This is a genomic window from Streptomyces thermocarboxydus (assembly GCF_024760485.1).
GTDB classification, from domain to species: Bacteria; Actinomycetota; Actinomycetes; order Streptomycetales; family Streptomycetaceae; genus Streptomyces; species Streptomyces cellulosae.
Window position 1 is genome coordinate 7201029 of the sequence record NZ_CP058273.1, and the last position, 26731, is coordinate 7227759.

Sequence of the window (26731 nt, forward strand, 5' to 3'; positions counted from 1 at the left end):
TCGCGGCATGTTCGCCGGTTCGGGGGAAGTGGGGAAGAACCACGGCGGCGTTTCGCGCGCCTCCGTCAGGTCGCTTCCTCCGTCCGGATCGCATTCCGCGGGTCTGACCCTCCGCAATCCCGAGTGGCCAGCTCGAGGTCGCGCCTCAGCTGCGCCGGCTCCTCGACGACATGCACGACATGCACGACGTGCCGGCGACGGTCCTGCACCGCCGTATGCGCATCCTGACGTGGAACCGTGCGGCTGCCGCGCTGCTGATGGACTTCGGCAGCCTGCCGCCGCACGAGCGCAACTACATTCGCCCGATCTTCCTCCACGAGGACTTCCGCAACCTGTCGTCGACTGGCCGGCGGCCGCACGCGAGTGCGTCGCCGTACTGCGTCTGGAGGCGGGGCAGCATCGCGACGTCGGTTATCTCGACGACCTGGTGAGCGAACTCGGCGCGCGTTCCGCGGAGTTGCGTGAGCAGCGGGCCGACTACCGCGTCGCCGGCCCGCGACAGCTCGTCAAGACCCTCGATCACCCCATCGCCGGGAAACTCACCGTCGACGTCCGGCACCTGTCGGTCGACACCGGCCGCGACCAGTTCATGGCCACCCTGACGGGACACGGCACCGATTCCCGCGCCGCCCTCCGTTTCCTCCTGCAGTGGTCCTCCCCGGCCGACCGGCCGGAACCGGCCCGCACGGCGCGCGGGGGGCAGCCCGCGCAGCGAGTGACGGTGTCTCTGCTTCGCCTTGTGTCCGGGCGCGGTCGGAGGGTTCAGACGGTGGTGACGGTGGTGCCGGCGTTCTCGAGTGCGGTGATGTCGCCGGGAGGTGCGGTGGTGTCGGTGACAAGGGTGTCCAGGCGGGCCGCAGGGGTGACGTGGGCGAAGGCGGTGCGGCCGAGTTTGCTGCCGTCGGTGGCGACGAGGGTGCGGCGGGCGGAGGCGATGCCCGCCTTCTTGACGGCGGCGTCGTCGAGGTCGTAGGCGGTCAGGCCGTCGCCGGCGGTGAGGCCGCAGCAGCCGATGACGGCGGTGTCGAAGCGGAGAGCGGCGAGGGAGGCGAGGGTGAGGGGGCCGGTGAGGGCTCCTTCGGCGGCGCGGGGCCGGCCGCCGGGCACGATGAGGGTGGCGGGGCCGGGCGTGGCGCCGAACAGCTGGATGGCCTGGAGGGACAGGGGCATCACGGTGACGGGCCTCTCGCGCAGGAGGCGGGCGACCTCCAGGCAGGTGGTGCCGCTGTCGAGGACCACGCTCTCGCCGTCGGCGATGAGGGCGGAGACCTTGGCGGCGATCCGGCGCTTGGCGTCGACAGCCTCGTGGGCGCGCAGGGCGAACGGAGGCTCTTCGCCTCTGAGCAGCAGGCTGCGTGCTCCGCCCCGGACGCGTTCGAGGACGCCTTGGACGGCCAGGGTGTCGAGGTCGCGCCGGATGGTCATGTCCGACGCCCCGGTCAGCTCGGCGAGCTGCTGGACCGTGGCCTCGCCGGCGTCTCTGACGACCTTCGTGATCAGGGCGTGCCGGTCTGCGTTGCTCATGCCGGAATTGAACACCACCCGCAAACGAACACTCAAGCTGTTAGTTTGCGGCCTTCCGAACGCGTCATGTGTTCGTTACGGTGTGCGGCATGGAACGCTCGCTTCTCGGCGCCCGTATGGCGACGTACGTCTACTTCATCCTGTGCGGCACGTTGATGGGCGCCTGGGTGGTGCACATCCCGGCCGCCGAGGAGCGGGTGGACATCAGTCACGCGACGCTGGGCGGCCTGCTCGTGCTGCTGGGGCTCGGCGCGTTCGCCGGGATGCAGGTGGCCGGTCCGCTGACCGACCGCCTCGGCGCGAGGGTGGTGGTCCCCGCCACCGCCGTCCTGTGCGGCGCCACGCTGGTGTTGCCGGGTCTCGCCCGGGATCCGTGGTCGCTGGCGGGCGCCCTGCTGGTGTTCGGCGCCTGCAACGGCGCGTTGGACGTGAGTATGAACGCCCACGCCGTGCATGTGGAGAAGGCGTACGGCCGGCCCGTCATGTCCGGCTTCCACGCCACGTTCTCCGTCGGCGGGGTCCTTGCCGCGCTGGTGGCGGCGGGGGCGACGAGCGCGGGGGCGGGCCCGGTCGCCACGATGGCCGCGATCGGAGGCGTGAGCATCGTGATCGCCCTGGTCTCGGTCCGCGCGCTGATGCCCGCGGCACCCGTCGCCCCGCCGGCCGGAGGGAGCGTCGGAGCCGGCGAGTTCGAGAAGACCGGCGACGCGAAGGAAGCATCATCACCCGCCCGCGCCGCGCGGCGCAGCATGACGGGGCGTGTGTGGCTGCTCGCCGTCCTGGCCCTGATGGTCATGCTGTGCGAGGGCGCGGCCAACGACTGGAGCGCCCTGCACCTGCGGGACGTCCTCGGCGCGTCCACCAGCACCGCCGCCTTCGCGTACGGCACGTTCGCGGCAGCCATGACCGTCGGCCGTCTGCTGGCCGACCGGCTTGTCGCCCGCTTCGGCTCGACGGCGGTCCTGCGTCATGGCGCGATCACGGCCGCCGTCGGTATCACGCTGGTGGCCCTCGGCCCGTGGATGTGGACCGCGTTCGCCGGTTGGGCGCTGTTCGGTCTGGGTCTGTCCGGTACGGTCCCGCAACTGTTCAGCGCGGCCGGGCACGCCGACCCGGCGGCAGCCGGCGCGAACGTCTCCCGCGTCGCCGGACTCGGCTACGTCGGCATGCTCGCCGGCCCCGCCGTCATCGGCTGGCTGACCCACGTCGTCGCCCTCAACCACACCTTCCTCCTGCTGACCCTGCTGTGCGTGACCACCGCCGTGGGCGCCGGGGTCCTGCGCACGACGTCCGACGCCGTGCCGCGGGACGAGCCGGCAGGCATCGGCCACTGACCGCTTGTGCGGCACGGCCTGACCCCGTGCCGCACAAGCCCCTGCCACGGACGCGCCCTGTTCCGAACGGCGCAGAACGGTGTCCACCGTGCCGCCGCAGTCGGCCGTCATCACCGCCGCCGGGCCGCGCAGACCCATGAGAGCGACGACGACCTTGCTCTCCTACACCTCCCGGGCCGGCCGGTGCCCTGATCCGATCGGCGGGTCCGGGCGGAGTGAGGCTGTGGGCCGGTCCGAGTTCGGGCGTGTGGCCGCTCAAGCCCCGGAGCGGCAGGTTTGTGACGGTCGCCATGCCGTTGAGCACTACTGTCTTGGCGCCCCGTACGGGGCGGTGATCACGGCGATGGCGGGACAGGCGTCTGCCCGCGATGCCGTGCGCGTCGCATGTCCACTCGTGTCCCCCGCATCGGTGTCCCCTCCTCGGCCAGCAGCCGGGGCGCCTGACCCTGGTGGCACGTCGCGGGCGTGCCGTCGGCGTGGACCACGCGCCACCAGGGCACGCCTTCGTCGAGCAGGCCCATCGCCCGCCCCACCTGCCGAGGGCTCGTGCCGATCCACTGCGCGATGTCGCCGTAGGAGGCGACGCATCCTGACGGGATGGCCGCCACTGCCTCGCGGACCTCCGCGACGATGTCCGTACTCATCTCACGCGCCTCAGGGTGCGGGGTAGGTGAGGCGGCCGTCGCGGACGACCGCGTTCTCGTTCAAGGATGCCGGTTTCGTCGATGTGGCGGACACGATGTGCTCGACGTCCGTTCCGGCGACGATCAGCGCGTCGGTGATCAGTCTGCGATGGCAGCGCCACGGCACCGCCTCACTGCACATGATCACCGGCCGCCCGTGCCCGGCAAGGCCGAGCAGTTCGGCCAGCCCTTCCGCGAACTCGCTGCTCATCATGTGATCGGCGTAGTCGCGGAAGGCTTTCACCCGCCACGCCGTGTTGACGCTTCCGACGCCCTTGGGGGTGTGCCGCCTGCCTCCCAGTTCCCGGATCCACCGGTAGTGGACGGACGGGGGGAGGGCGTCGACGATCGCGTCCTGATTCCACTGCGGGTACTTACGCGATGCCGGAAAGGAACGGACATCCACCAGGTGAGTGATCTCGTGCTCCTGCAGCATCGACAGCACCTCGTCGAAGGCACGGGTCGAGTGCCCGATGGTGTACACGCGGTTCGCCATCACATCTCCGAGTCACGCTGCCACAACTCGCGCGGTCTTTCCGGCCGACGAGGCATCGCCCATGTGGGCGGGCGCGCGAGCCGGCGGCATCGGCTGTTCTCCATTGTGCGTCCCCCTGCCCGGGGCAACGAGATCCGCCTCCTGGTACTCCAGTCAGAGATCGTTGCCCGAGCTGGTTCTTCTCCGGCAGTGACAGCGGCGGGCGACGGCCTGACGCCGTCTTCGCCGGCGGGACCAGTTCGGGGCCTGGGTGACTGGTCCGTCGCGGGGGTGCGGGGCGGGGCAGGAGGGCGTGTTTCACCCTGTCCGGCCATGATCGCGACGCCCTGGTCGTCTCCCGCGAGCCATGGACACCCAGGCACCCGGCTCGCCCGGGTATTGCAAGAGAAATGCACTCCAACGGCCCTGTTGCCGTCGCTCTTGCTGAGCACGCCGCCACGGCCGCCGTTAGCGTTTTCGCCAGACGGAGCGCCCGTCAAGCACGAACTCGCACGAGACACGTCACCACCAGGGTGAGCGTCACGAGGATGTCCAGTGCCTCCGCCGCCGGGCTTCTCGTACGCACTCGCCCGCCCCGCCCCGGGAACCGCCGGGTGCCCCTCCTGTCTCGACCAACCCCACACGCCACCGCCCGGCTGCGTCGACTTCGGACAAGGCCCGGCCGCACCGGACCGGCCCTGTGCCGTCCCATGAACACGGAGGCGACCATGAGCTTCGCCGGCCGACACTTCACCACCCTCGCCATCGCGGGTCTCGGCTGTTGTGCCGGGCTCACCCTCATCGGGCCCGCTTCGGCTGACGTGGTCCCTCCGCAGACAGCTCCCGCTGCGGCACCTCGCCCCGACAACGACTCCTCGGCGAAGAGCCGCGTCATCCGTGTGGAGGCCCGGCTGTCCGTCGGCGAGGAACTCGATCTGGGGGCGGCGGGCCGCAGTGTGGGCGATCAATTTGTCTTCGGCGGGGATCTGACGTCGACCGAGGGAGGCGAGGAACGCGTGGTCGGGAGCATCGATGGGTTCTGCGTCATCACCGGCCTCGAACGCAACGCGGGGCAGTGCGCGTCGACCGCGGTGCTGCCGGAAGGCCAGATCACCGTTCAGGGCCGGCAAGCCGGGATTCCCGCACCCGGTCCGGTGGTCAACGCGGTCACCGGAGGCACCGGGGCGTTCCGGCGGACTCATGGCCAGGTGACACAGCGGGTGTTGACACCGGCGACCTGGCAACTCACCTTCGAACTCCTCGACGTGAGCCCTCACCGGCCCGAGGACCGTCGCGGTCCGGACGAGGCGTCGAGGCCCGTGCGTCCGTCACTTCCCGGCAAGTAGCCGCGTCGAACGGCCCTCGTGGTCGACCGTGCCGCGCACCGGTTCGAAGACGGTACGCAGCACGTCGGGACACGCACCCATCACCACACGTGGAGACATCGTGATCAGGAATTTCCGTATGCTCGCAGGCTGGGATGTCGTCGTGGCGGCCACCGCCACGGCCGTCACGGCCACGATCGGCGCGACCGCCGGTGGCCCTGTCAACCCGCAGCCGACCGCCCCACAGGCGCACCCCACGACCGGTCAGGGGCCAAAGACGCAAACCGAGCCCCGGTCGGCGGAGCGTCGACGGATCGCCTCATCGGTCCTCGGCAAGGACGTGAAGTACACACTCACCGCCCTGAGGTCGCGGACCGACCCGCTCGCGGCATCGGTACGCCTCCAGGTCTTCACCTTCGACAACGGCACCTGGAGGGAAACGGACCGTGCTCTGGTCGGCGAGGCCGATTCGTGGTTCTGGTTCCCGCTGACCGGCCGCCACGCGGTGTGCGCGTTCTCCACCTCCAGTACGCAACCCGCACCCCTCGCCGTCAGCATGCTGGTCACGCCGTCGGTGGGCTGCTCACCGACGGCGAACTTCCGCGTCGACAGCGGCCGGATCGTCCCTGCCTGAACAACGACCTCGGCAGGCGGCCGCACGGACGCGCCGTCCTCCACCACCGGAGCAGGGCGGGCACCTCCGCGTCTCGCACCACCTCACCGCGGGGCGCGGGGAGAGCAAGGGGTGCGGACACCCGCCCGCGCCTTCCGGGCGGCGGCGGTCACCGAAGCCGCCGCAGCCGGGAAGCGGACCTGCGAACCAAGTGCGAAGCGCAGGCTTGAGAAGGCCAAGTGGGCCGCCCGCTTCCTCGATGATCCACTCCGGAGGTGCGGGCCGGTTGCGGCGCGCCGGACGGGCTCCGGAGTAGGCACACGCCGCCGGTCGCCGAGCAGGCCCCTTCGGCGTAGCGGCTTTCGTCAGTGCTGCCCGGGCCCAGTCTGTGGAGGCACCTGGGAAGGCCACGGGCCGGGTGGAGCAGCGGGGGCAGGAGGTGTTTGCCCTGACCCGAAGGGCGCCGCACCAAGGGGCGTTGGTGCGAACGAGGCCGGAACGGCCGACGGCGAAGCCCCGGCCGAGCGTCCCTTGCGGGCCCCCACTACGACGGAAACGCCCGCGATCTCCAGCGCGATCCCGGCCATACCAAGGAGGATCGGAGTGTGCAGGCCGTCCTCGGTGCCGCAGATCTGCACGGGCTCCTGTCCTATTTTCGCGGCTCGGCACTCCCACCCTGTGGCGTCGTCCATGTCCCACAGGGCCGCATAGGCGAGTAGGGCAAAGCCGGAGAGCATCAGGGCGATCTGCAAGGTGCGGGCTATCGGTGACATGGTCAGTCACCATAGCGGGCAGGGTGCGCCCTTGGGGCCCTGTCACGCCACCTGGCCAGGTGGGACGATCTTCGGGTCAACAGCCTTGACAAAGCCTCTGGACCTGGCGCCGCAACCGTGGGCCCGGCGTCATGCTGGAACAGATCGCTCCTGCAGCTCACCCAGGAACTCTTTCGCGCACTGCGTGCCGTGGAAGAGCTTCTCCCCCCTGCAGAGGCGGTCAAGGCAGCGAAGAGCCGCTACGCCGCGCGCATTGACCAGATCGCGACGGAACGCTACGGCTTCCTTCCCGCAAGTGGTGACGGCGCCTATGCGGAGCGCCATCCCTGGACGCAGCCCGGCGCGCCGAGCGGTCGTAGCGGCGGGCGGTTCGGGTCGAACCACTCGGCGACGGATCGGCGCCGGCGTCACCCAGGGGGCGGCCGGGAAGTCGTCCGCGTCATGGCCGGCGACAGCGAGACCGAAGTGTTCCGGACTCAGTTCCTGCGTCACCTGCGCGAACTCGGCGCCGCGTGGCAGCGCCGTCTGGGCCCAGTTCGTCCGAAACGTCTTCGCCGTCATCCCGAAGGGGTCGGCGGAGGTGGTCGCCGTGACGATCCGTACCATCTTCGCCCAGCCCCACGCCGGACTTTGTCCGCACCCAGCTCGACACCGTCGCCGACATGCTCGGCCGACAGTCCCCGGAGGTCAAAGTGACGCTGATGGGGGCGAAGGAGGACCTGACCGCCTTCGTGGACTTTCCCCACCAGCACTGGAAGAAGATTCAGTCGACGAACCCGCTGGAGCGGCTTAGACCGTGTCCTACGTGGTGAGGCGGACGAGCCGCTTGTAGCACACAGGGTGGCGGCGAGTCCGAGAAGGGCAGGTAGTTGCGGGGGATCGCGTTCGTAGCGAGGCTCAGGGGCGGTAGCGGACAGCCAGGCACATCGTCCGTTCGATGACCCAGCGGCGCGCCCTAATCGTTCGCTGACCGATGCCTTGCGGGCGATGCGCACGCCGATCCGCTGCCGCGGAGCCATCTCGCAGGTCGGCCCGGTCGTAGGCTTTGTCGGCGTGCAGGCGTTGCGGCTTGAGTACCGGCCGTTTGTGGGTCGGTGTCTCGTTTGGTGACCTCCACCATCGGCTTCAGTCCTTCGCTGTCGTGGGTGTTGCGGGCGGGAGATCGCGACAGGAGGGGCAGGCCGTCGTGTCCGACAGGATGTGCATCTTGGAACCGGCTTGCCCCGGTCCACGGGCTCGGACCTGTGTGTTCGCCCGCTTTTTTCGCCCTCACGTGGGCGGTGTCGAGGACGACGCGGGTGACGTCGAGGAGCGGTGCGTCGTCGAGCCGGTGCAGCACGGCCTCGTGCAGCCGGCCCAGACACGGCTCTAGCAGATGAGGAACCGCCGATGGGCGTCGACTTCGAGACGCCGAAGCAGGGTGGCAACGCACGCCAGGCGCAGCGGACACCAGGACGTAGATGGATCGCGGCGAACAGCGTCTCATCAGGGTGTCCTGTGTTCCGCCGCCCTGCCGGCGCGCCTTCGACGGGCGGGATCAGCGCTTCGCGATACTCCCAGCCCGTCCCGGAACAATCCAACTCCATGTACCCCGCCCCATGAACGAAACAACGACGCCTCCCACGTAGGACACGGTCTTAGACGTCATCTCAATTGGTGCGGTGAGGGCGTAGATAGTCGCTGGCAGGCGTGCTGTGGGGACGGTTGAATGCCGTGATGAGCGACTACTGGACCCCCGCGCATCAAGCGGTCGAGCAGGAGGATGCAGAGGCCCTGGCTCGGTTGCTGGCCGCTGGTTCCGATCCCGATGAGGTCTGCGGCAATATGACGCTGCTGACGCACGCGATCGACGTTGAGGGTGATGGGTCCCTGCAGAGCGGACAGCCGTTGACTGTGCACACCACGGCCGTGCTGCTGGCCTTCGGGGCTCATCCAGAGCTCGCAGACCCAGACGGCCACACCCCCATGGACATGGCCAGTCACTACGGTCACGACCTGGCGATCAAACTGCTGCAGACCCACATCAGCAGACGAGCCGCCGATAACAGATGAGGGTGCAGGCGATGCTCGTGAAGGCGAGGAAGTGCTCGGCCTTGCGTTCATAGCGGCGATGAAGGCGGCGGCAGCCGGCGAGCCAGGACATCGTGCGCTCAATGGTCCAGCGGTGGCGGCCCAGTCGCTGCGAGGTCTCGATGCCTTTGCGGGCGATGCGGTGGGTGACGCCGCGCCCTCGTAACCATCGCCGCAGGTGAGAGTAGTCGTATCCCTTGTCGGCGTGGAGCTTGCCCGGCCTGCGTCGTCGACGTCCGCGGCGGGAGCGGATGGGCGGTATGCCCTTCACCAGAGGGATCAAGGCTTGGCTGTCGTGCAGATTCGCCCCCGAGATTCCGACGGACAGGGGCAGACCGGTCCGCTCGGTGATGAGGTGGATCTTCGACCCGTACTTGCCCCGGTCGACAGGATTCGGGCCCGTCAGGTCCCCCTTTTCAGGGCCCGCATGTTCACTGAGTCAATCGCGCAGCGGGACCAGTCCAACTCGCCGCGGGAGCCCAGCTCATCGAGGACCAGGCGGTGGAGCTTGGCCCACACCCTGGCCTTCGTCCACTCGGCAAAACGGCGGTGAGCCGTCGCCCCCGACGGACCGAACGACGCAGCGGGCAACTGCTGCCACGTGCAGCCCGACGTGGCCACGAACACGATCGCGGCCAGCACCTCACGGTCGCCATGCCGACGGCGGCCACCGCCCTGAGGCCGCGAAGGCGCCCCCGGCACCACCCGCTGGAACAACTCCCAAAACTCGTCCGGCACCAGCCGCTCAACGATCCCCACCACGCCCCACAGCCTACCGAGGTAGCCAAATGAGATGACCTCTTAGACCGTGTCCTACGTGGTGAGGCGTCGTTGTTTCGTTCATGGGGCGGGGTACATGGAGTTGGATTGTTCCGGACGGGCTGTGGGAGATCGCGAAGCCGCTGATCCCGCCGTCGAAGGCGCGGCCGCAGGGCGGCGGAACACAGGACACGCCTGATGAGACGCTGTTCGCCGCGATCATCTACGTCCTGGTGTCCGGCTGCGCCTGGCGTGCGTTGCCACCCTGCTTCGGCGTCTCGAAGTCGACCGCCCATCGGCGGTTCCTCATCTGGTCGAGAGCCGGTGTCTGGGGCCGGCTGCACGAGGCCGTGCTGCACCGGCTCGACGACGCCGGCCTCCTCGACGTCACCCGCGTCGTCCTCGACACCGCCCACGTGAGGGCGAAAAAGGGGGCGAACACACAGGTCCGAGCCCCGTGGACCGGGGCAAGCCGGGTTCCAAGATGCACATCCTGTCGGACACGAACGGCCTGCCCCTCCTCGTCGGAGTCTCCGCCGGCAACACCCACGACAGCGAAGGACTGAAGCCGATGGTGGAGGGTCACCAAACGAGACACGACCCCCACAACGGCCGGTACTTCAAGCCGCAACGCCTGCACGCCGACAAAGCCTACGACCGGGCCGACCTGCGCAGATGGCTCCGCGGCAAGCGGATCGGCGTGCGCATCGCCCGCAAGGGCATCGAGTCCAGCGAACGATTAGGGCGCCGCCGCTGGGTCATCGAACGGACGATGTCCTGGCTGTCCGGCTACCGCCGCCTGAGTCCTCGCTACGAACGCGATCCCCGCAACTACCTGGCCTTTCTCGGACTCGCCGCCACCCTGTGCTGCTACAAGCGGCTCGTCCGCCTCACCACGTAGGACACGGTCTTAACCGGGAGATAAGACGCCTAACTGACGTTGTTCAGGTCTTCCCGAACCCGCCCGGAGTCCTACGACTCGCGACCGCGGTCCTCGCCGAACTCCGCGACAAATGAATCGCCTTCCCCTGCCTCTACCTCTCGAACGAGAGCATGGACGCCCTCTATCCCGACGACACGATCGTCCTGTCGGCACGTCACACGGCTGATCGCCTACACCACGACAAGGGTCACGACCCGTATCTCCGCCGCCTGCAGGAACATGACAGCCCTTGGATCGCGACCAGCTCGACTCGGTCCTCGGCGCCAGCTTCATCTGCTACCTCGGCGTCACCGTCGAAGGGGCCCTGATGGGCGTACCGGCCATCTGCGGTTTTGATCGCGGTACCGTGGACGGACCGCCACGGCTCGGTCGCCAGCCGCAGCCTGCTCGTGTCACCCGCCGCCACGGTTACCCACGTCGACGGCCTCGTTCTCGCCCGCTCCGTCTTCGAACACGGCGTCAACTACTGCGGCGTCACGGTCTCCGGTACCGCCCGTCTGGTCACCAACCCCGTTGAGGAACTTGCTGGCCTGCGTTGCCTGACCGAGCAGGCCACGCCTGGCCAGTGCCAGCCACCCGGAACGACGACGCGGTCCACCGCTGGCGCGTTGTCGAGCAGAGGCAGCAGTCGTTGCTGCGTTTGTTTCGACCCTTGCTCATCTCGCAGTCGATGTGCGATCTTAGTCTCATTCCGTTCATGGAAACGTTTCCATGAGGACATGAGGAGGTGGGGCGGGTGGCCACGATCAAGGACGTCGCGGCACGAGCTGGTGTCGCGCTCAGTACCGCATCCCGCGTGCTCAGCGGCAGCAGTCAGACTTCGGCCGACTCCCGTGCCCGTGTGCTCGCGGCCGCCGCCGAGCTGGGATACATCGCCAACGGGCCCGCCCGTTCGCTGAGGCGTGCCCGTACGGACGTGCTGGGGCTGCTCGTCTCGGACATCCGTAACCCGTTCTTCTCCGAACTGGCTCACGCGGCTGAGCAGGAGGCGCGCCGCCACGGATACACCGTGCTGCTGGCCAACGCGAACGAGGACGCCGAGCAGGCCGATGCATACCTTCGGACCTTCGCCGCTCAGCGCATCGACGGCCTGCTGTTCTCCCCGCAGAGCACTGTCTCGCCGCAGGTCGCCACCACACTCACGTCCGGATTGCCGGTTGTGTTCCTCAACCGCACGATCGAGGGCGTCGACGCTCCCCTGTACGGCACGGACAACGCTCAGGGCGTGCAGCAGGTGCTTGCCTGGCTGCAGCGCCGGGGCCACCGCGACGTCGCCTTCATCGGCGGCCCGGACTCGATCTCCACCGGCGCCGAACGCCGCGCCGCCTACCTCGCCGGGCGCCAGGCACACGGCATCAGCACCGACGACAGGCTGCTTGACGCCGGTGACTTCCTGGCCGGCGGAGCGGCCGAGGCCATGTCCCGCATCCTCGACCGTGGCGTCACGTTCACGGCCGTGTTCGGCGCGAACGGCCTGACAACCCTGGGAGCTGTGCGCGCCCTGCGTGAACGACTCGGCGCAGAGCAGGCCGCCCGTATCGAAGTCGTCTCCTTCGACGACCTCGACTGGTTCGAGTTCGCCTCCCCGCCCATCAGCGCGGTCCGCAACGACGCGTCGTCGATCGGCCGACTCGGTGTCCGCGGGCTCGTCGACCTCATCGCCGGCCGCGCCGCACACGGACAACGTGTCCCCACGACCTTCGCCGACCGGTCCACGCAGGACATCCGATGAGCATCCACATCGCCCTCGACGTCGCCCTCACCGAGGACGCTGATTCCCTCAACCATCCGTATCGTCAAAGCGTAGCCCTCGCTGTCCACTCGGCCGGGGCCAGCGTCTTCACCGGCGCAGCCGCCCGGGTGGAAAGCACCCCTCGGGGCCCGGTGGCCGTGCACCGCGACCGGGCCCGGCACCGAGCGTGCCATGCCCGGCAAGTCTGTCGCCTGCGCTTACGCGATCGTGCGGCGTGCGACCAACGGCCGCACCGTGCACTCACCGCCCCCGTCACACCAGGCCCAGCACCGCAATCTCCGTCCCCGATCCGGCGGAAGGACGGTGCTCCCTTCCTGAAAGGAACCACCGATGAAGGTCGCCCTCGGCGCGGACCACGCCGGATATCCGCTCAAAGATGCCGTCCGCCAGGCCATTGAGGCTCTCGGTCACGAGGTGATTGATTGCGGCACCCACAGCTGCGATCCTGTCGACTTCCCGGACATCACTCGGAGCACCTGCGAGGTGGTGCTCTCTGGCTCCGCCGACCGGGCGGTGCTCGTGTGCGGCACCGGTCAGGGTGCCGTCATGGCCGCCAACAAGCTGCCCGGCGTGCGCTGTGGCCTCGCCCACGAGCCCTACTCCGCCCACCAAGCGGTCGAGCACGACGACGCCAACACCATCGCCATCGGGGCCTGGCTGGTCCCGCACGCACTCGTGCCCGACATCATCCGTGAGTTCCTCGGTGCCGTCTTCGACGACGACGAAGAGACCCGCCGCCGGGTCGCCAAGCTCAACGCGCTCGACGCCCTGACCCTGGCCCCCTGACAAGCCGCCCCGCACACCCCTTGAGCGGCTGAACTCTTTCTTTCGCTGACACCGAAGTGCCCCGCCAGCAAACGACTGCGCCGGGCGCCTGTTCGTCATGCCCAGAAGTACCCAGTCAAAGGATCGGGCCTCCCCCTCGTGCGGCCCCGTCATCCTCACTGCGTAGACGCCGGCTTCTGCCCGGCGACCCACCAAGGAGATCCCCCATGTCCACCAGCGCCCCCGCCGGACGGCGAAGCGTTCTCGGCTCCAAGGACCGCGTCAAGACAGCAGTCGCCGCGGGCCTCGGCACCAGCGTCGAGAACTACGACTTCATCGCATACGGCACCGCCTCCGCGCTCTACTTCGGAGCGGTCTTCTTCCCCGAGAGCGACCGGTTCGTCGGCACCCTGCTCTCCTTCGCCACCCTCGCCGTCGGTTTCGTCATGCGGCCGCTCGGAGGAGCCATCGGCGGCTACTTCGCCGACAAGGTCGGCCGCAAACCCGTCCTCGTCACGGCGATGCTCGTCATGGGCGCCGCCACCTTCCTCATCGGCGCGCTGCCGACCTACGAACAGGTCGGTGTGCTCGCACCGATCCTGCTCGTGGCCCTCCGCATGCTTCAGGGCCTGGCGTTCGGTGCCGAATGGGGCGGTGCGATCACCATGGCCTACGAGCATGCGCCGTGGCACCGCCGCGGCATGTTCGCCGCGATCCCCCAGTCCGGCAACCCTCTGGGCATTGCTCTGGCCAGCGGCGTGTTCGCGTGGAGTGACACTCTCAACGGCAACTGGCAGTGGCGGACGCCCTTCCTGCTCAGCGCCGTCCTTGTGATCGTCGCGCTGATCGTACGTTCCCGTCTCACGGAATCCCCCGAATTCCAGGAGGCCCAGGCAAGCGGCGAGATCGAGAAGAACCCGCTCCTTGCGACCCTGGCCGGCGACTGGCGCGGCATCCTTCGCGTCATCGCCTTGCGCGTCGTCGAATCCTTCGCCTACTACTCCACCGCGACCTACCTGCTCAACTACATCACCGAACGCCACCCCGACCTCAGGCCTGTGGCCCTCGGTGCGATCACCGCCGCCAGCGTTCTCGCCATCGCGGTCACCTTCCTTGCCGGTGCCCTCACCGACCGCATCGGACGGCGCCCCATCTACATCGCGGCCTGTACGGCGGCGATCCTCTTCGCCTTCCCGATGTATCTGCTCACCAACTCCGCCCAACCCGCCCTGGTGGTGACGGTGTTCATCATCGGCATCGGCCTCATCCACGCATCACTGACAGGAACCCAGGGCTCTCTGCTCACCGAGCAATTCCGCACCGCCACTCGTACCTCGGGCGCCTCGCTCGGCTACCAAGTCGCCGCGGCCATCGGCGGCTTCGCACCACTGCTCGCCGCAGCCCTGGTAGGTGCCTTCGGGTGGCCGGGCGCGGCGCTGCTCTATCTCGGCGCGGCCTTGATCGGCCTTGTCGGCATCCTCGCGACCAAGGAGACCTGGGGTCGCCAGGAGCGGGAGCGCGTGCTCCGCCTGGTTGCAGAAGAAGGCCATGCTCAGACCGCGGCCGGCACTCGGGTGAGCGCCGCCCTGCCGCCGTCGCCTGGCTCTCGGTGAGCTCGCTTCTGCACGTGGTGCATCGTGGTGTGCTCTCTGTGCCGTGTCGCCACTCGCCGGCGGGGTCGGCAGCCGTCGCCGGGCTCAGTCCGGTCGTCATCGACCTGGCGGATCCGGACGACACCACGTGTGCCGTACACGCCGCGACCGCCAGACCGTGGGCCAGTGCGGCACGCGCGCGCCGTCCGATCCGGCTGGCCCCCGTGCGGTTGCGCCTGTCCGTCGACTTGCGGCCATCACTCCGGCAGTCGAACGGAACGGGACAGGACCGGGTCCGCCGCCACGGGGGCCGCCTCGGTGCCTGCCTGTAGTCCACGGCGCCACAGCTGCTCCCCACCCGTGCGGGTAACTGCGGGGCAGTGGAGTCGCCTTGAGTGTCTGAAGCATCATCCACCCAGCTGACGAGCTCGTGCGCGGTAGGCAGGGAGGCGTCGAGGATGGTGGCAAGGCTTGGTGTTCACCTCTGCCGTGTCGGCGTCAGGTCGCCCTCGGCTCCGACACCGGCAGCGAGCCAGGCCTCGGCGCGCTCCAGGTCCATGTGCGAAGCCGGCTCGGGCGAACTCGGCAGGCCAGTCGCATGAACGGGAGCAGGAGCCGTCGTCGGCCAGTACCCGCTCGACGGTGATCCCGGCCAGGGAGAGGTAGGCGTGGGCCCGCTGCACCCTTCGTGTCAAGGACTGGTCGGTGCCGCCTCTACTTGATCAACCCAATAAGGTCGTCGATGCTTGTGACACCCGCGAGTGTGAGTGCAGAGACGGAGAGTCCTGCCATCGTCGTCCAGTACGTGGCGTTGGTGCTCTTTCCGACCTCTACATCTTTACGCAGGTGCTTTCCAGCCGTTGTAAGTACGTAGACGGGGCCGAAAAGGAGAGCCACGGCGGTCGTGATTTCCACCAGTGTGAGGTCCTCGTTCTCCCTTACCCCCATCGCGGATAGCACCTTGAAGGCCAGAACGCCTCCGACCACCACGCCAACCGTCCCCCAGATGTGACTGTCATCTCCACGGGAACCATTATCGTTTTGACTGTTCTTTTCACGTGTCATGCGCGTCCCCCCGGCCACGTCGGTCAAAGTCCGAGTGTATCCAGGCTGACTGCTGCGCACCTCTCTGAACCGTTCCGGGTTCGGTAGGGACTCGATCATTTGAGAGGATCGAGTCATGGCACGTCCTTCCCCCTACCCGCTTGAGCTGCGTCGTCGTGCGGTGCGGATGGTCGCCGAGGTGCGGCCCGACTACGACACCGAGTGGGCCGCGATGAATGCGGTCGCGTCCAAGCTCGGGATCGGCACGACCGAGACGCTGCGCAAGTGGGTCCGGCAGGATCAGATCGATGCCGGCACCCGGCCGGGCACCACGAGCGAGGAGTCGGCCGAGCTGAAGGGGGTGAAGAAGGAGAACGCCGAGCTCAGGCGGGCGAACGAGATCCTCAAAGCTGCGGCGTCTTTCTTCGCGGCCGAGCTCGACCGGCCACACACGCGCTCGTAGCGTTCATCGACGAGCACCGGGACCGCTTCGGCGGGGTCGAGCCGATCTGCCGCGTGCTGAGCGCACACGACTGCAAGATCGCCCCTGCCACCTACTACGCCCATCACAAACGACGGGTCACGCCGTCCGCCAGGACCGTGCGGGACGCCGAGCTGAAGGAGCACATCAGCAAGGCCTTCGAGACCAACTACCGTGTCTACGGCGCGAGGAAGATCTGGCGGGAGCTGAACCGGCAGGGCCGCGCGGTGGCCCGCTGCACCGTCGAACGCCTGATGCGCGAGCTCGGCATCACCGGCGCCGTCCGCGGCCGGCGCGTGATCACCACGCTGCCCGGCGGACAGGCCGAGCGGGCCCCGGACCTCGTCGACCGCGACTTCGTCGCCGGCGCCCCGAACCGGTGCTGGGTCACGGACTTCACCCACGTGAAGACCTGGGCAGGTGTCGTCTACGTCGCCTTCGTCGTGAACACCTTCTCCCGCCGGATCGTCGGCTGGTCGGCAGCCGCAGTGAAGGAAACGGTCTTCGTGCTGGACGCCCTGGAGATGGCGCTGTGGCAACGCGACCGCGACCAACGCCCCGTTCAGCCCGGCGAGTTGGTACACCACTCGGATGCCGGGTCGCAATACACGAGTTTACGGCTCGCCGACCACCTGGACGCCGCCGGCATCGCCGCCTCCATCGGATCGGTCGGCGACGCCTACGACAACGCCCTGATGGAGAGCACGATCGGCCTGTTCAACGAACTGATCAAGCCCCGGCGGCCGTGGAAGACGTTGTCCGACGTCGAGCTCGCCACCGCCGAGTACGTCAACTGGTACAACCACCGGCGACTCCACGGTGAGATAGGCCACGTCCCACCGGTCGAATACGAGAACAAGCACTACCTCGCAACCGCGAAACCCCAGGTCACACCCAACGTCTGAGATCTCTACCGAACCCGGAACGGTTCAAAGGCCCATTTGTCCGTCATCCGCTACCGAGCGGGCGAGGATGTAGACGACCCCCTGTTTGGCCGGATCCCTTGGTATCGGGCATGGCTGGTGTGCCAGATGAAGGAGCGGGTAATGTCCTCCAGCGCACGGGCGTGCGCTGTGAGCGCGTTCGGAGAAGCGTGGGCAAGGTGTGTGATTCCTCGTCGGGCGACGGCTGCTTCGTTTTCACACATGCTGCTTGCGCGTGTGAAAGCCTCTTCGATGGTCCCGCCGTGCCGTGCGTGCAGCAGAGTGGGAAGGCTCAATGGCTGCCCGCGCCCTCGCTGCATCTCACGTTCGTAGGAGGCTAGGTCGTTGATCCAGCCTGCGAGATTGGCTACAGCGGTCTCCAGATTGCGTACCGCCGCCAGAGCTCGTTGGGTGTCCGTCAGTTCGTAGCCCAGGAGAATCTCTCCAGCGGCTGTGATGGTCTTGATGAAGACGGTGTGGGGACGCATCGCCAGATAGGTGGCAAGCGCAACCCCCTCTGGTTTTGCGACGTGGTGCGCCTCCCAGACCAGTGCCATGAGAGTGTCTCGCAGGCTTGCCGCAAGCCGGTGGTACGCGGCCGCGCTGGCACGAGCCCGGAACCGGGCAAGCAGGTCGTGCAGGACGGCAGGGAACGGGCTCATGGCGCGAGGCGGATTGCCGCCGGCCAGGACAAGCATCAGCTCGCTGGCGCGGTCGACAAGAGCTGCAGGACCCCCTACTCCGTTTCCCTCGGCGTGGACATCGTCGAACGCCGTGAGCCATAGGAGGAGTTCCGCGAACAGAAGAAGATCGTCCGCGTCCGCGGTGGGGAAGGTGCGCGATGCTCCGTGACTCGTGATGTTCACCAGAACCGCCTTGGCCTTGGCGGAAGGGAGCAGCGGGTGCTCTTCCAGCCAGTCCAGGAGCCGGTGCTCCGTGCGTTCACTGTGCGGTCCCGCCGGGAACGGCTCGGGGAAGGTGGCGGTGAAGTCCGGTAGAGGCAGCATCGTCCCCCCATCGTCGGTGTCGGTCATACAGCCTCCCGGTGGTGGCCGACGGGTGTCCGCGCCTGAGCGGACATGTGGAGCGTGGACGGGTGCAGGGTGATCGCTCCGACCGGCCGGACAGCGGGTCCCGGGACAGGCCGCAGCCGCCAGCGGGACGCGATCAGCGCCGTGATCAGGGTCGCTTCGGCCAGGGCGAACTCGTTGCCCATGCATTGCCGCTTCCCGGCGCCGAACGGTATGAAGGCCCCCTTCGGGGGTTGTGGACGCTCCGGCAGCCAGCGGTCGGGATCGAAACGGAGTGGGTCTGGGTACAGGGCGGGATCGCGGTGCAGAGTGTAGGGGCTCCACACGATATCTTCCCCGACCCGCAGGTCTGTGCCGCCGAGCCGGACGGGTTCGGTGGCTTGACGGGTCACCAGCCATGCCGGGCTGTACATGCGCAGACTCTCGTTGACCAGTCTGCGGGTGAAGGTGAGCTGTGTCAGAGTCTGAGCGGTCACGGGCTCGCTCGTGAGGACGGTGTCGACCTCGCTGTGCAGTTGCCGCTCCAGTTCCGGGTGACGGGCCAGCTCGTGGAAGAGCCAGGTCAAGGTGACTGCGGTGGTTTCTGAACCGGCGGCGAGCAGGCCCGTGACTTCGGACAGGATGTCCTCGTCGGCCAGCGGTGTACCGTCAGGGTCGCGGGTGTTCAGCAGCAGGGACACGACGTCGTCATAGGCGTCCGGGTGTGCCAGGTGGTCTGCGATGACCTCACTCACGGCGGTGCGCATCACGCGGCCGGCGCGCCGGGTCCGACGGTTTCCTGGGGTCGGTAGCCGTTCGAGCAGGGGTAGGGGGAGCAGGGCACGGCGGAGCGCTGCGGCGAACAGGGTGTCGACGCTCTTGAGGATCGCGTGCCCGGTGTCGCGGTTGGGGGTGGTGGAGAACAAGGCCGCCATGACGACGTTCTGTGTGATCAGCTGCATCTCGGTCTTCATGTCCAAGGGGCCCATGCCCTGCCATGCCGCGATCATCGGGTCCACGGTGGTGTACATGGTGCGGATGTAGGTGTCGATCTGCCGATGGTGGAACGCGGGCTGCATCAGCCGGCGGCGGGTCAGATGCCGGCTGCCTTCCGCGACCGGCAGGGCATCCTTGCCGAAGAGCTTCAGCTTCTCGAAAAGGAGCCCTTTGCTGAAGTACTTCGATTGAGTGGTGAGCATCTCTTGGAGGAGGTTGGGGGAATTGATGACGGTCACGGCTTTCGGGCCGACTGAGATCCGCACGATCGGTCCGTGTTTGCGCAGGCTCTGCAGAAAAGCGAGACGGTTCCTTAGCAGGGGCACCGCGTGTCCGATGAGCGGTACACGTCCTGGCGCGTATGGCGGAACGTGAGGGGTGGCGTTCACGTGAAGTGCCTCCGTCGGTGGATCCGTGCTGAAGGTGAGTCGGGGTGTTTCAGAGCTGGCGTGTCAGCAGTAGCTCGAGCGTGGCGGTCACTTCGGCTTGGGCCATGGCCTGGGGGGCGTAGAGGGTCTTGTCGTGCCAGAGGGCAGGGTGGTGGTGGCCGGACGAGCTGGAGGCATCGCGCAGGATGTGCTCGGCCCGCCTCAGCGCTGCGGTGGCATCGGGCCTTGCCGCGTGGTCCGTGGACTTGAGGAGGATGCACACGGCGTAGGCGGTCTCCTCGGCGGTGCTGTCCCAAACTCCCCAGGAGCCGTCCTCACGCTGGGTGGCCAGGACCCAGTCGGCAGCCGAGCGGACGGCCTCGCGGGTGGTCGGTCCGGTGTGTCCGGAGAGCGCGGTGACACACCGCTCGGTGGCGTAGTAGGGGGAGGTATGCCACTTGTCGTGCCAGGCGCCGTCGGGTTGCTGCCGGGCGAGGATCCAGTCCCGGGTGCCGTCCCTACGGGTCTGGAGCGCGTCACCTGTCGTGGGCCGGTGGCTCAGCCAGGCGGTGAGTGCCTGGAGGACGTGGGCGTTGGCTGTACTGGAGCCGGTGTCTTCGCCTACGTAGCAGTCGTAGTGGTCGCCGGCCTCGAAGGCGGCGAGCGGGGCGGGGTCACGGGGCACGCCGGCGAGGGCGGAAACCAGCACTGCCATGGCGGTGTCGTCGGCGTCGGGCAGCAGGCCCGGCGCACCGCGTACCCCGGTGGCGTCGTAGATCTCCGCCGCCCAGGTGCGGATCGAAGGCACACAGACGGTGGGTAGCCCGGGACGGGCCAGGGCGGTGGCGACCCAGAGCCGTTCGAAGACGGAGATCGGAGAAGCCTCCGGGAAGAGACCGTCATAGCGGTCCGCCACGGCGGTCAGTGCGGTGACCGCTTGTTCCCGGCCGGAGTCGGTTCCGGTGGCAAGCCAGGCGGCGGTGGCGGCGGGGGAACTTCCCAGCAGTCCGCCCGGGACGGAGGGCACCATCCGTCGCAGATGGCGGGCGATGCCTTCGAAGGTGTGGTGCAGCTTGAGCGGCACACCGCCGGCTGCCCGGCACCGCTCGGCGATGCGCTCAGGCAGCGCCGCCTGGAATCCGCATGGCTGCGGCAGTCGCTGTCCGCGCGCCCACGGGCCGAGCCGGTGCTGGGCAGCGACCTCGGACTGGTTCAGGTGCTCGTTTATCAGGAGGACCAGGTCGGGGACGAGGATTTCGATGGCCGCGGTGTCCGGCCATCCACCCGTGCTGCACAGGTCACGCAGCGCGGTGAGCCCGGTGTCGGCGGCTGCGGCGAGCCGCTGGGGTGAGACGGCTGCTGCCGTGCCATTGCGCAGCGTCGACAGGAGGGCTTCTGTGACGGCGAGTGTCGGTAGCAGCCGGTAGGCTGCGGGACCCTCTCCCCAGCTGCCCGCGGGTGACTGCTGTTCCAGCAGCCACACCAGACGCCGTTCGTGTCCCTCCAGCCATGGTGCCCAGGAAGTGACCCGGGCAGTTTCGTATATCGAGGGACGGACATCGCCCCAAGCATCATTGCTGACCGACGCCACTAACTCTTGGGCCTTTTCCCCGTAGGTGCTGGTGCGGTCGGCCCGAGTTCGTGTTGTTCGGCGGTGTATGGAGTTCATGTGTTCCTTTCCGTAGCCATCCATACGAGCTGGCTCAGCGTTTCGGTGACGTTCTGCGGCAGGTCAGCTGTTTCGAGAGTGGCGAGAGCGGTGTCACGCCGGGATGCGATCATCTTTTCGACTCGGTGCCGGGCGCCGGTCGTCTCCAGGATGGTGCGGACCTGGTCGATGTCCTCAGCCTTCAGGTCCGGTCTGCCGAAGAGGGCTTGGAGCAGTCGCCGGTCGGCCCTGGGGGCGTCCCGGAACGCGAGAGCGAGGAGCACGGTGGCCTTGCCCTCGCGGAAGTCGTCTCCGACCGGCTTGCCGGTCTGTGCCGGATCACCGAAGAGACCAAGCAGGTCGTCGCGCAGCTGAAACGCTTCTCCCAAGGGAATGGCAAAGTCGGTGCACAACTGCAGTAGTTGCGGACCGCCGTCTGCGACAGAGATCCCCAGGTGCAGGGGCCGCTCCACGGTGTACTTCGCCGTCTTGTACCGGGCGACCCGCAGCGCGGCACTGACGTCTCCGGAGATCCGGCCAGTGGACAGCAGGTCAAGATACTGCCCGTAGACCAGCTCGGTGCGCATGCTGTCCACCAGTGGCAGGACTCGGCTTCGCGCACGGGCTTCCAGTCCCGCGTCGGCCAGCATCATGTCCGACCACACGAGCAGGAGGTCACCGAGGAGAATGGCGGCACTCCGGCCGTGTGCCTCGGCCCTGCCGCATTGCCCACCGGCTGTCACGTACACGGCGGACAGCGCGCGGTGGGCCGATGGGTGTCCACGACGGAAGTCGCTGTCGTCCATGACGTCGTCGTGGATCAGGGCGAACGTCTGGACCAGCTCCAGAGCGGCGGCGACGCGGAGGACGGTGCGGGAATCTCCGGGTGCTCCTCCGGCCTGCCATCCCGCCACACACAGCAACGGGCGCAGCCGCTTGCCGTGGGAGAACAGCAGCCGGCGGACGGTGGTGAAAAGGGGTGCGGTTTCCGGCCCGAGCGCTGACTGCTCCTGCTCGTCGACGAAGTCGGCAAGGACCGCGTCTACCTCGTCACGAACGGAAATAGGCGTCGGGATATCGGTGGTGCTCCGTACAGTCCCGGGCATCGATTGGCGTACCTTCCGTGAAGTGTGAACTCCATGCAGAGTCGCCCTTTTCCTTGCGGGCAGGCAGAACGCGGCCCCCGGGGTGTACATCCCGGGGGCGGTCGTTGGGCCAGCTGTTGGTGTTGGTGTTGGTGATGCGGATCAGGCGGACACGAAGACGCTACCCGTCGTTGTCCTCCGGGAATCCGGTGCCTGCGGAGTGAAACGGCAGGGGAGTGCGGTGAGCACGCGGTAGATGGGGCCCGGCTGGTAGGTCAGTGTGGCGGCCGACACGGTGAGTTCGATGTCCGGCAGTCTGCCCATCAACCGCTCGATGGCCGCGACCGCGACCACAAGCACGATGTTCTCCGCGGGGCACGCGTGTGGTCCGGCAGCGAAGGCCAGGTGCGCCTTGTGGTCGGAGCGCTGTTCGTCGGGCACCTGATTGGCGTGGGGGCAGGTGTTGACCGCAGCGTAGGAGACCATGACAGGGTCTCCTGTCTCGATGGCGCGTCCGTGGAAGGTGAGGGGGCGCCGGGCTCGGTGGAGGCTGTACATGGCCAGGGGAGGGTCTTCCCAGAGTACCTCGTCGATGGCGTGCCGGATGGGCAGACTCCCGGTGGTGAGGGTGCCCCGGTACCGCTGGTCGGAGAGGGTTCGCGCGAGGGTGTTGGCGATCAGGCCGGCCAGCGTGCCGTATGCGGCGCCCTGAGTGATGAGTACTTGGTTGATCACCTCCTCCGGGCTGAGTCCGTGCGGGTGGTCGATGAAGTAGGAGGTGAGGTCGCGGCCGCGCCGGGCACTCTTCATGGCGAAGAGGCCACCCAGGTAGGCCGTGAGGGCCTGCTCTCCTGCCTCCTTTGCTTGAGGGACGGTGCTCATCAGCGCCTCGATTGCCGACATGAGGTGGTCCGCGCCCTCGTCCGGCATGCCGAACAGGGTGTTCAGGACCATGAGCGGCAGCCTGCGGGCGTACTGGGCGACCAGGTCGGCCCGTCCGGTGTGGGCGAATTCGTCGAGGAGGGTGTCGGCGTGGCGCCGGGTCACCTCGCGCAGGTGCTGGGGGTCGAGCAGGGCGAAACTGTCGGTGATGACCTTCCGCAGATGTGCGTGCTCCTCGCCGTCTGCGAAGAACAGACTGGGACGCCACTGCAGGGGCTCCTTGACCGGGCTGTTCGCCGGCACATTCGTGTCCCAGCCGCGGATGTCCTTGGTCCAGTTGTCGGAGTCCTGGAGCAGGTCGAGGGCGGCCCGGTAGTCGGTGATCACCCATACAACGAGTCCGGGATCAATCTCGGCACGGCCCACCGGGCCCTGCGCTCGCAGTAGTTCGTAGCTGCGCTGGGGGTCGGCAGCGTGTTCCGGTCCGTACAGCGGAACGGCCTCGGGGGCGGCGGTCACCGGCTGCCTCCGGAACGCGATACGAGATGGGCGGCCAGCGCCCGCAGTGCGTTGAGGCTTGAGTCCCAGTCGCGTGCGTCGCATATGACCAAGGGCGTGTGATCCTCTATGTCGAGCTTGAGGCGGAGCGTCTCCGCGTCGTAGGCGGGGGAGTCGGGGAACTGGTTCACGGCGACGGCGTAGTCCAGGCCGCTCTCTTCTATGAGGTCCATGACCTCGAAGGAGTCGGCCAGCCTCCGGGTGTCGACGATGACCAGCGCGCCCAGGGCGCCACGGGCGTAGTCGCTCCAGAGGGGCTTGAAGCGCCGCTGGCCGGGCGTGCCGAACAAGTACAGGACGATGCGCCCTTGGGAGATGGTGAGACGGCCGAAGTCGATGGCCACCGTGGTGGTTTTCTTGTCCGTCACCGAGAGCTCGTCGATGTCGGCTGCCGCGTCCGTCATCACCTCCTCGGTGTGGAGGCTCGGAATCTCCGAGAGCGTCTGGATCATTGTGGTCTTGCCGATACCGAAGGGCCCGGCCACCAGGATCTTCACCCGTTGCTGGTTGGTATTCGGCAGGTAGACCGGTGTGCTAGAGGGCGAGGAGCCCATGCATAACCTCCTCGAGGAGGGCCCTGCTGGGCCGTCCGGCATTCGTGCGGGGAGCAAGGGCGTCAGGAAGCGGTGCGGCAGCGCGCAGGTGGCCGTCCGACACCAGCTGTGCGGCGAGCATCTTCACCACGCCGACCGGAAGACGCAGATAGCCCGCGATCTCCATCACCGTCAGTCCGCCGTCACTGACCAGGTCGAGAAGCCGCTGATGAGCGGGCGTGTGATGAGGCAGCGCGGACCGGCCGGTGCCCGTTAACGCGGTCAGTTCCTCGAGCGCGCTGTGTTCGGGTGCGCTGACGCCTCCGGTCGCCAGGTAGCTGGGGACCAGTCGTCGCGCCGGGCCCGGGCTCATGATGCCGGGCCCTGAGAGCGCGTCGGTACCGACATCAGCGCCTCACCGAGGTTCTTCGCCTGACGTGCCAGGGTGTGCGCGACGATGTTCATCGGCACCTCGGTGCCGAAGGAAGCGGCGATGAACGCGTTGGCTCCGCCGGCGGGCATGACCATGAGTGTTCCGCAGCCGTCGAGCTGGACTGTGACGGTGGAGATCGGGGTTTCCTCCGGGGCTTCGAGCGATACAACGGCCGCCGCCCGTGCGGCACCGTGCAGAGCTGACACCATCGCTGCCATGCCTTCGGACTCGTCCCGGCCGAGGCTGCCCGAGGCCCCCACCACAATGCCGTCGGCGGAAAGAATCAGCGCATGCCGCACGCCGATCTCGGTGATCGGTTCCAGGACCCAGGACGGGTCAGGGATCTGCTGGCTGAGAGTTGACTGGCTCAAGACTTGTCCTTGTTCTCGGAATCGGTGTCGTCACGTCCGGCGGCAACTGCCTGCTCGAAGTCACCCCACGCGGTACCGGCCTCCTCCGGGTCCACCGGTCGAGCCGCACGGGTCAATGAGCGGCTACGTGAGGACCCGCTCCGGCGGCGACGCTGGGGCAGCGCACTGGCGTCTCTCGGAGACGGCGCACTGACATCACGCAATCCCTCCGCGGGCTCTGCCGGTACTGCGGCGACGGGAGGAACCGGCGTGCGGGGGGCGGGGACCGGCATGGCCGCCATCGCCGACGGCGGCTCCGCCGTCTCATCGATCGTGGTCAGCAGGTGCTTCGGAATGGCCAGTACGGCACGAACCCCGCCATAGGGCGAGACCTGGTCCACCGACACGTGGAAGCCGTGGTCGGCGACCAGCTGTCCGATGGCCGCAAAACCCAGAGCCGGTGGGTCGCCCAGCTCAGTGATCAGCAGGTTGGCGGCATTCTCGCCCGACACCAGCCGCGCACCGCGCGCGACTGCCTCGCGTGTCATGCCTTTGCCCGCATCGTCGATCTGGATGCACACACTGCCGTTGTCCGTCTGCAGCAGGGTGACCTCGACCGCCAGATCGCCACGCGAGGACTCCAGGGCGTTCGCCATCAGCTCGGCACAGGCCACCGCCACCGGTTCGGCGGCCCGCCCGACAATGCCCACTCCGCCGGACGGCAGTTTCGTGTGGACCTGGATCCGCTCGAATCCATGCAGACGCGACGTGGCCCCCGCGACGACGTCCGGGAGGTGGGTGTCCGGCCGGACCAACCCAGGCCACGAACCACTCACGATGGCCGCCTTCTGCACGAGACGGAGAACCTGCTCGTTGAGCTGGTCGATGCGGAAGTACTCCTTGAGGACCTCCGGGTCACGGCAGTCGCGCTGCAGCTCGTCGATGAGCGTCTGCAGCCGGAAGCTCTGCGCCTGAATGGCTGTGCAGGCTCCACGGAGCGCAGCCCGAGCAGCGGAGTCGATACGGCCTCGTTCACTGACCAATGTCTCCACGAACAAGTCGTGTACGGCCTGAATCTGGGCCGCGTAATCGCTGCCGTCGTTCAGCAGAGCGCCAGGAACGGGATGGTGATCACTGATCAGGTGGAGAGCCGCAGCCGGAAGTCGGCTGTTCACAAGGTGACGCAGTTCCTCTAACTGCGCCTTCTCACGGGCCTGGAGGGCCGCCAATGCCTGGTTCTGCTCGTCGTTTTGCCGGCTCAGTGCCGCATAGCGATGTGACAGGACCGCGCGGGATCTGGCCAGAGCCGCCACGGCCACGGCGCCCACGACGGTTGTCGCGCCCAACACCGCAACAGCGGCTTCGGGATTCGAGGTCACGGACAGGAGTCCTTGGAGAGTAGGAGCCAACTGCCTGACGACATCGAACAACGAAGAGATGTCCAGGCTCGACAGGCAGACTTGGCGCTGCGGGCAAGGTAAAGGCACGTCCGTCCGGCCGTCGTGTGAGGCGGCCAGCTTCCCCAAGCACCATGCCCTCAAGACACCTGTTCGTGGCGAGCTCGCACCGAAGGACGGTAAGCGGACACACCAGGTGAAATGGGATTAACGGGATGGAGGACATTACGCTCCGGACGGCAAAGGTCAGCTGATGCGAAATAGTACTCATATAATGATCAGCTGGTGCCGTGTTCACGCAGCGTCCACAACGCTGCCCTGAGCAGGGCGCGCAACTGTCGACGGACATCGCCGTTGAAGACCCGCAGAAGCTCTCCGACACTGACGCGGTGACAGCAGGGCACGGGCGCAACG

23 protein-coding genes and 6 pseudogenes are annotated in these 26731 nt (G+C 67.9%); 14 read left to right on the forward strand and 15 right to left on the reverse strand.

The features are described 5' to 3' along the window. Positions 1 to 179: 179 nt before the first annotated feature. Positions 180 to 583 (forward strand): annotated as a pseudogene (locus AY578_RS34210) (MmyB family transcriptional regulator); the annotation flags it as partial. Between the two features lie 179 nt (positions 584 to 762). Here AY578_RS34210 and AY578_RS32810 read toward each other — a convergent pair. Next, on the reverse strand, positions 763 to 1524 hold the full coding sequence (locus AY578_RS32810) for a DeoR/GlpR family DNA-binding transcription regulator (protein WP_026243685.1): 762 nt from the start codon (positions 1522 to 1524) through the stop codon (positions 763 to 765). Between the two features lie 116 nt (positions 1525 to 1640). On the opposite strand from AY578_RS32810, the gene AY578_RS32815 reads away from it, so the two are divergent. Continuing rightward, positions 1641 to 2858: an MFS transporter gene (locus AY578_RS32815; RefSeq protein ID WP_020700076.1), complete on the forward strand. Its 1218-nt coding sequence runs from the start codon at positions 1641 to 1643 to the stop codon at positions 2856 to 2858. 335 nt (positions 2859 to 3193) lie between these two features. Here AY578_RS32815 and AY578_RS32820 read toward each other — a convergent pair whose 3' ends face one another. Further along, entirely contained in the window at positions 3194 to 3502 is a 309-nt protein-coding gene (locus AY578_RS32820; RefSeq protein WP_136239352.1) for an MGMT family protein, read from the reverse strand. 10 nt (positions 3503 to 3512) lie between these two features. Further along, entirely contained in the window at positions 3513 to 4037 is a 525-nt protein-coding gene (locus AY578_RS32825) for a DUF488 domain-containing protein (protein ID WP_136239353.1), read from the reverse strand. Positions 4038 to 4744: 707 nt separating this feature from the next. On the opposite strand from AY578_RS32825, the gene AY578_RS32830 reads away from it, so the two are divergent. The 3 genes and pseudogenes from AY578_RS32830 to AY578_RS34215 form a co-directional block, all read left to right on the forward strand. Further along, complete coding sequence (locus AY578_RS32830) at positions 4745 to 5362, forward strand: dirigent protein (protein WP_026243686.1); 618 nt, start codon at positions 4745 to 4747, stop codon at positions 5360 to 5362. Positions 5363 to 5390: 28 nt separating this feature from the next. Next, positions 5391 to 5975, forward strand: a complete 585-nt coding sequence (locus AY578_RS32835; RefSeq protein WP_370879018.1) for a hypothetical protein — start codon at positions 5391 to 5393, stop codon at positions 5973 to 5975. A gap of 1169 nt (positions 5976 to 7144) precedes the next feature. Further along, positions 7145 to 7518 (forward strand): annotated as a pseudogene (locus AY578_RS34215) (transposase); the annotation flags it as partial. Between the two features lie 10 nt (positions 7519 to 7528). Here the strand turns inward: AY578_RS34215 and AY578_RS32850 are convergent. Continuing rightward, a pseudogene (locus AY578_RS32850) lies at positions 7529 to 8327 on the reverse strand (IS5 family transposase). A gap of 116 nt (positions 8328 to 8443) precedes the next feature. On the opposite strand from AY578_RS32850, the gene AY578_RS32855 reads away from it, so the two are divergent. Then, complete coding sequence (locus AY578_RS32855) at positions 8444 to 8779, forward strand: ankyrin repeat domain-containing protein (protein ID WP_019527982.1); 336 nt, start codon at positions 8444 to 8446, stop codon at positions 8777 to 8779. Here AY578_RS32855 and AY578_RS32860 read toward each other — a convergent pair. Then, positions 8751 to 9550, reverse strand: a protein-coding gene (locus AY578_RS32860; protein WP_161220236.1) for an IS5 family transposase whose coding sequence is annotated in 2 segments (ribosomal slippage) — positions 8751 to 9211 and positions 9211 to 9550 — 801 coding nt in all. Because the reading frame shifts where the segments join, the coding sequence is not laid out codon by codon here. The genes AY578_RS32855 and AY578_RS32860 overlap by 29 nt on opposite strands. Before the next feature lie 89 nt (positions 9551 to 9639). Between AY578_RS32860 and AY578_RS32865 the strand changes: the two genes are divergently transcribed. From AY578_RS32865 to AY578_RS32890, 7 genes and pseudogenes are all read left to right on the forward strand, one after another. Continuing rightward, positions 9640 to 10457, forward strand: a protein-coding gene (locus tag AY578_RS32865; protein WP_106959456.1) for an IS5 family transposase whose coding sequence is annotated in 2 segments (ribosomal slippage) — positions 9640 to 9982 and positions 9982 to 10457 — 819 coding nt in all. Because the reading frame shifts where the segments join, the coding sequence is not laid out codon by codon here. A gap of 8 nt (positions 10458 to 10465) precedes the next feature. Then, positions 10466 to 10567, forward strand: a pseudogene (locus tag AY578_RS32870) (transposase); the annotation flags it as partial. Between the two features lie 321 nt (positions 10568 to 10888). After that, a pseudogene (locus tag AY578_RS34220) lies at positions 10889 to 11029 on the forward strand (pyridoxamine 5'-phosphate oxidase family protein); the annotation flags it as partial. A gap of 206 nt (positions 11030 to 11235) precedes the next feature. Continuing rightward, a pseudogene (locus tag AY578_RS34225) lies at positions 11236 to 11367 on the forward strand (LacI family DNA-binding transcriptional regulator); the annotation flags it as partial. 48 nt (positions 11368 to 11415) lie between these two features. Then, the gene (locus AY578_RS32880; protein ID WP_234008134.1) at positions 11416 to 12231 is read left to right on the forward strand and encodes a substrate-binding domain-containing protein; all 816 of its coding nucleotides are present in this window, start codon (positions 11416 to 11418) and stop codon (positions 12229 to 12231) included. Positions 12232 to 12582: 351 nt separating this feature from the next. After that, the gene (locus AY578_RS32885; protein WP_019525562.1) at positions 12583 to 13038 is read left to right on the forward strand and encodes an RpiB/LacA/LacB family sugar-phosphate isomerase; all 456 of its coding nucleotides are present in this window, start codon (positions 12583 to 12585) and stop codon (positions 13036 to 13038) included. Between the two features lie 206 nt (positions 13039 to 13244). After that, a complete protein-coding gene (locus tag AY578_RS32890; RefSeq protein WP_019525561.1) occupies positions 13245 to 14630 on the forward strand; it encodes an MFS transporter in 1386 nt (461 codons plus the stop codon). Between the two features lie 693 nt (positions 14631 to 15323). On the opposite strand, the gene AY578_RS32895 is transcribed toward AY578_RS32890, so the two are convergent. After that, complete coding sequence (locus tag AY578_RS32895) at positions 15324 to 15692, reverse strand: hypothetical protein (RefSeq protein WP_234008137.1); 369 nt, start codon at positions 15690 to 15692, stop codon at positions 15324 to 15326. Positions 15693 to 15789: 97 nt separating this feature from the next. Here AY578_RS32895 and AY578_RS32900 point away from each other — a divergent pair. Continuing rightward, positions 15790 to 17039, forward strand: a protein-coding gene (locus AY578_RS32900) for an IS3 family transposase (RefSeq protein WP_106432511.1) whose coding sequence is annotated in 2 segments (ribosomal slippage) — positions 15790 to 16072 and positions 16072 to 17039 — 1251 coding nt in all. Because the reading frame shifts where the segments join, the coding sequence is not laid out codon by codon here. A gap of 50 nt (positions 17040 to 17089) precedes the next feature. Here AY578_RS32900 and cldD read toward each other — a convergent pair. The 9 genes from cldD to AY578_RS32945 form a co-directional block, all read right to left on the reverse strand. Then, positions 17090 to 18091 carry a (12E)-labda-8(17),12,14-triene synthase gene (gene cldD / locus AY578_RS32905; protein ID WP_019525557.1) on the reverse strand — a complete coding sequence of 334 codons (1002 nt, stop codon included), beginning with the start codon at positions 18089 to 18091 and terminating at the stop codon, positions 17090 to 17092. Beyond that, a complete protein-coding gene (locus AY578_RS32910; protein WP_026243933.1) occupies positions 18088 to 19452 on the reverse strand; it encodes a cytochrome P450 in 1365 nt (454 codons plus the stop codon). The genes cldD and AY578_RS32910 overlap by 4 nt, the downstream gene beginning before the upstream one ends. 49 nt (positions 19453 to 19501) lie before the next feature. Next, entirely contained in the window at positions 19502 to 20914 is a 1413-nt protein-coding gene (locus AY578_RS32915; protein ID WP_052183371.1) for a prenyltransferase/squalene oxidase repeat-containing protein, read from the reverse strand. 182 nt (positions 20915 to 21096) lie between these two features. Continuing rightward, the gene (cldA, locus tag AY578_RS32920; protein ID WP_019525554.1) at positions 21097 to 22185 is read right to left on the reverse strand and encodes a geranylgeranyl diphosphate synthase CldA; all 1089 of its coding nucleotides are present in this window, start codon (positions 22183 to 22185) and stop codon (positions 21097 to 21099) included. Positions 22186 to 22326: 141 nt separating this feature from the next. Beyond that, on the reverse strand, positions 22327 to 23565 hold the full coding sequence (locus tag AY578_RS32925; protein WP_019525553.1) for a cytochrome P450 family protein: 1239 nt from the start codon (positions 23563 to 23565) through the stop codon (positions 22327 to 22329). Beyond that, entirely contained in the window at positions 23562 to 24158 is a 597-nt protein-coding gene (locus AY578_RS32930) for a GTP-binding protein (protein WP_019525552.1), read from the reverse strand. The genes AY578_RS32925 and AY578_RS32930 overlap by 4 nt, the downstream gene beginning before the upstream one ends. Beyond that, the gene (locus tag AY578_RS32935; RefSeq protein WP_019525551.1) at positions 24139 to 24510 is read right to left on the reverse strand and encodes a DUF742 domain-containing protein; all 372 of its coding nucleotides are present in this window, start codon (positions 24508 to 24510) and stop codon (positions 24139 to 24141) included. Before AY578_RS32935 ends, AY578_RS32930 begins: the two co-directional genes overlap by 20 nt. Then, on the reverse strand, positions 24507 to 24941 hold the full coding sequence (locus AY578_RS32940) for a roadblock/LC7 domain-containing protein (RefSeq protein WP_019525550.1): 435 nt from the start codon (positions 24939 to 24941) through the stop codon (positions 24507 to 24509). The genes AY578_RS32935 and AY578_RS32940 overlap by 4 nt, the downstream gene beginning before the upstream one ends. Next, entirely contained in the window at positions 24938 to 26299 is a 1362-nt protein-coding gene (locus AY578_RS32945; RefSeq protein ID WP_019525549.1) for an ATP-binding protein, read from the reverse strand. The genes AY578_RS32940 and AY578_RS32945 overlap by 4 nt, the downstream gene beginning before the upstream one ends. Positions 26300 to 26731: the final 432 nt, after the last annotated feature.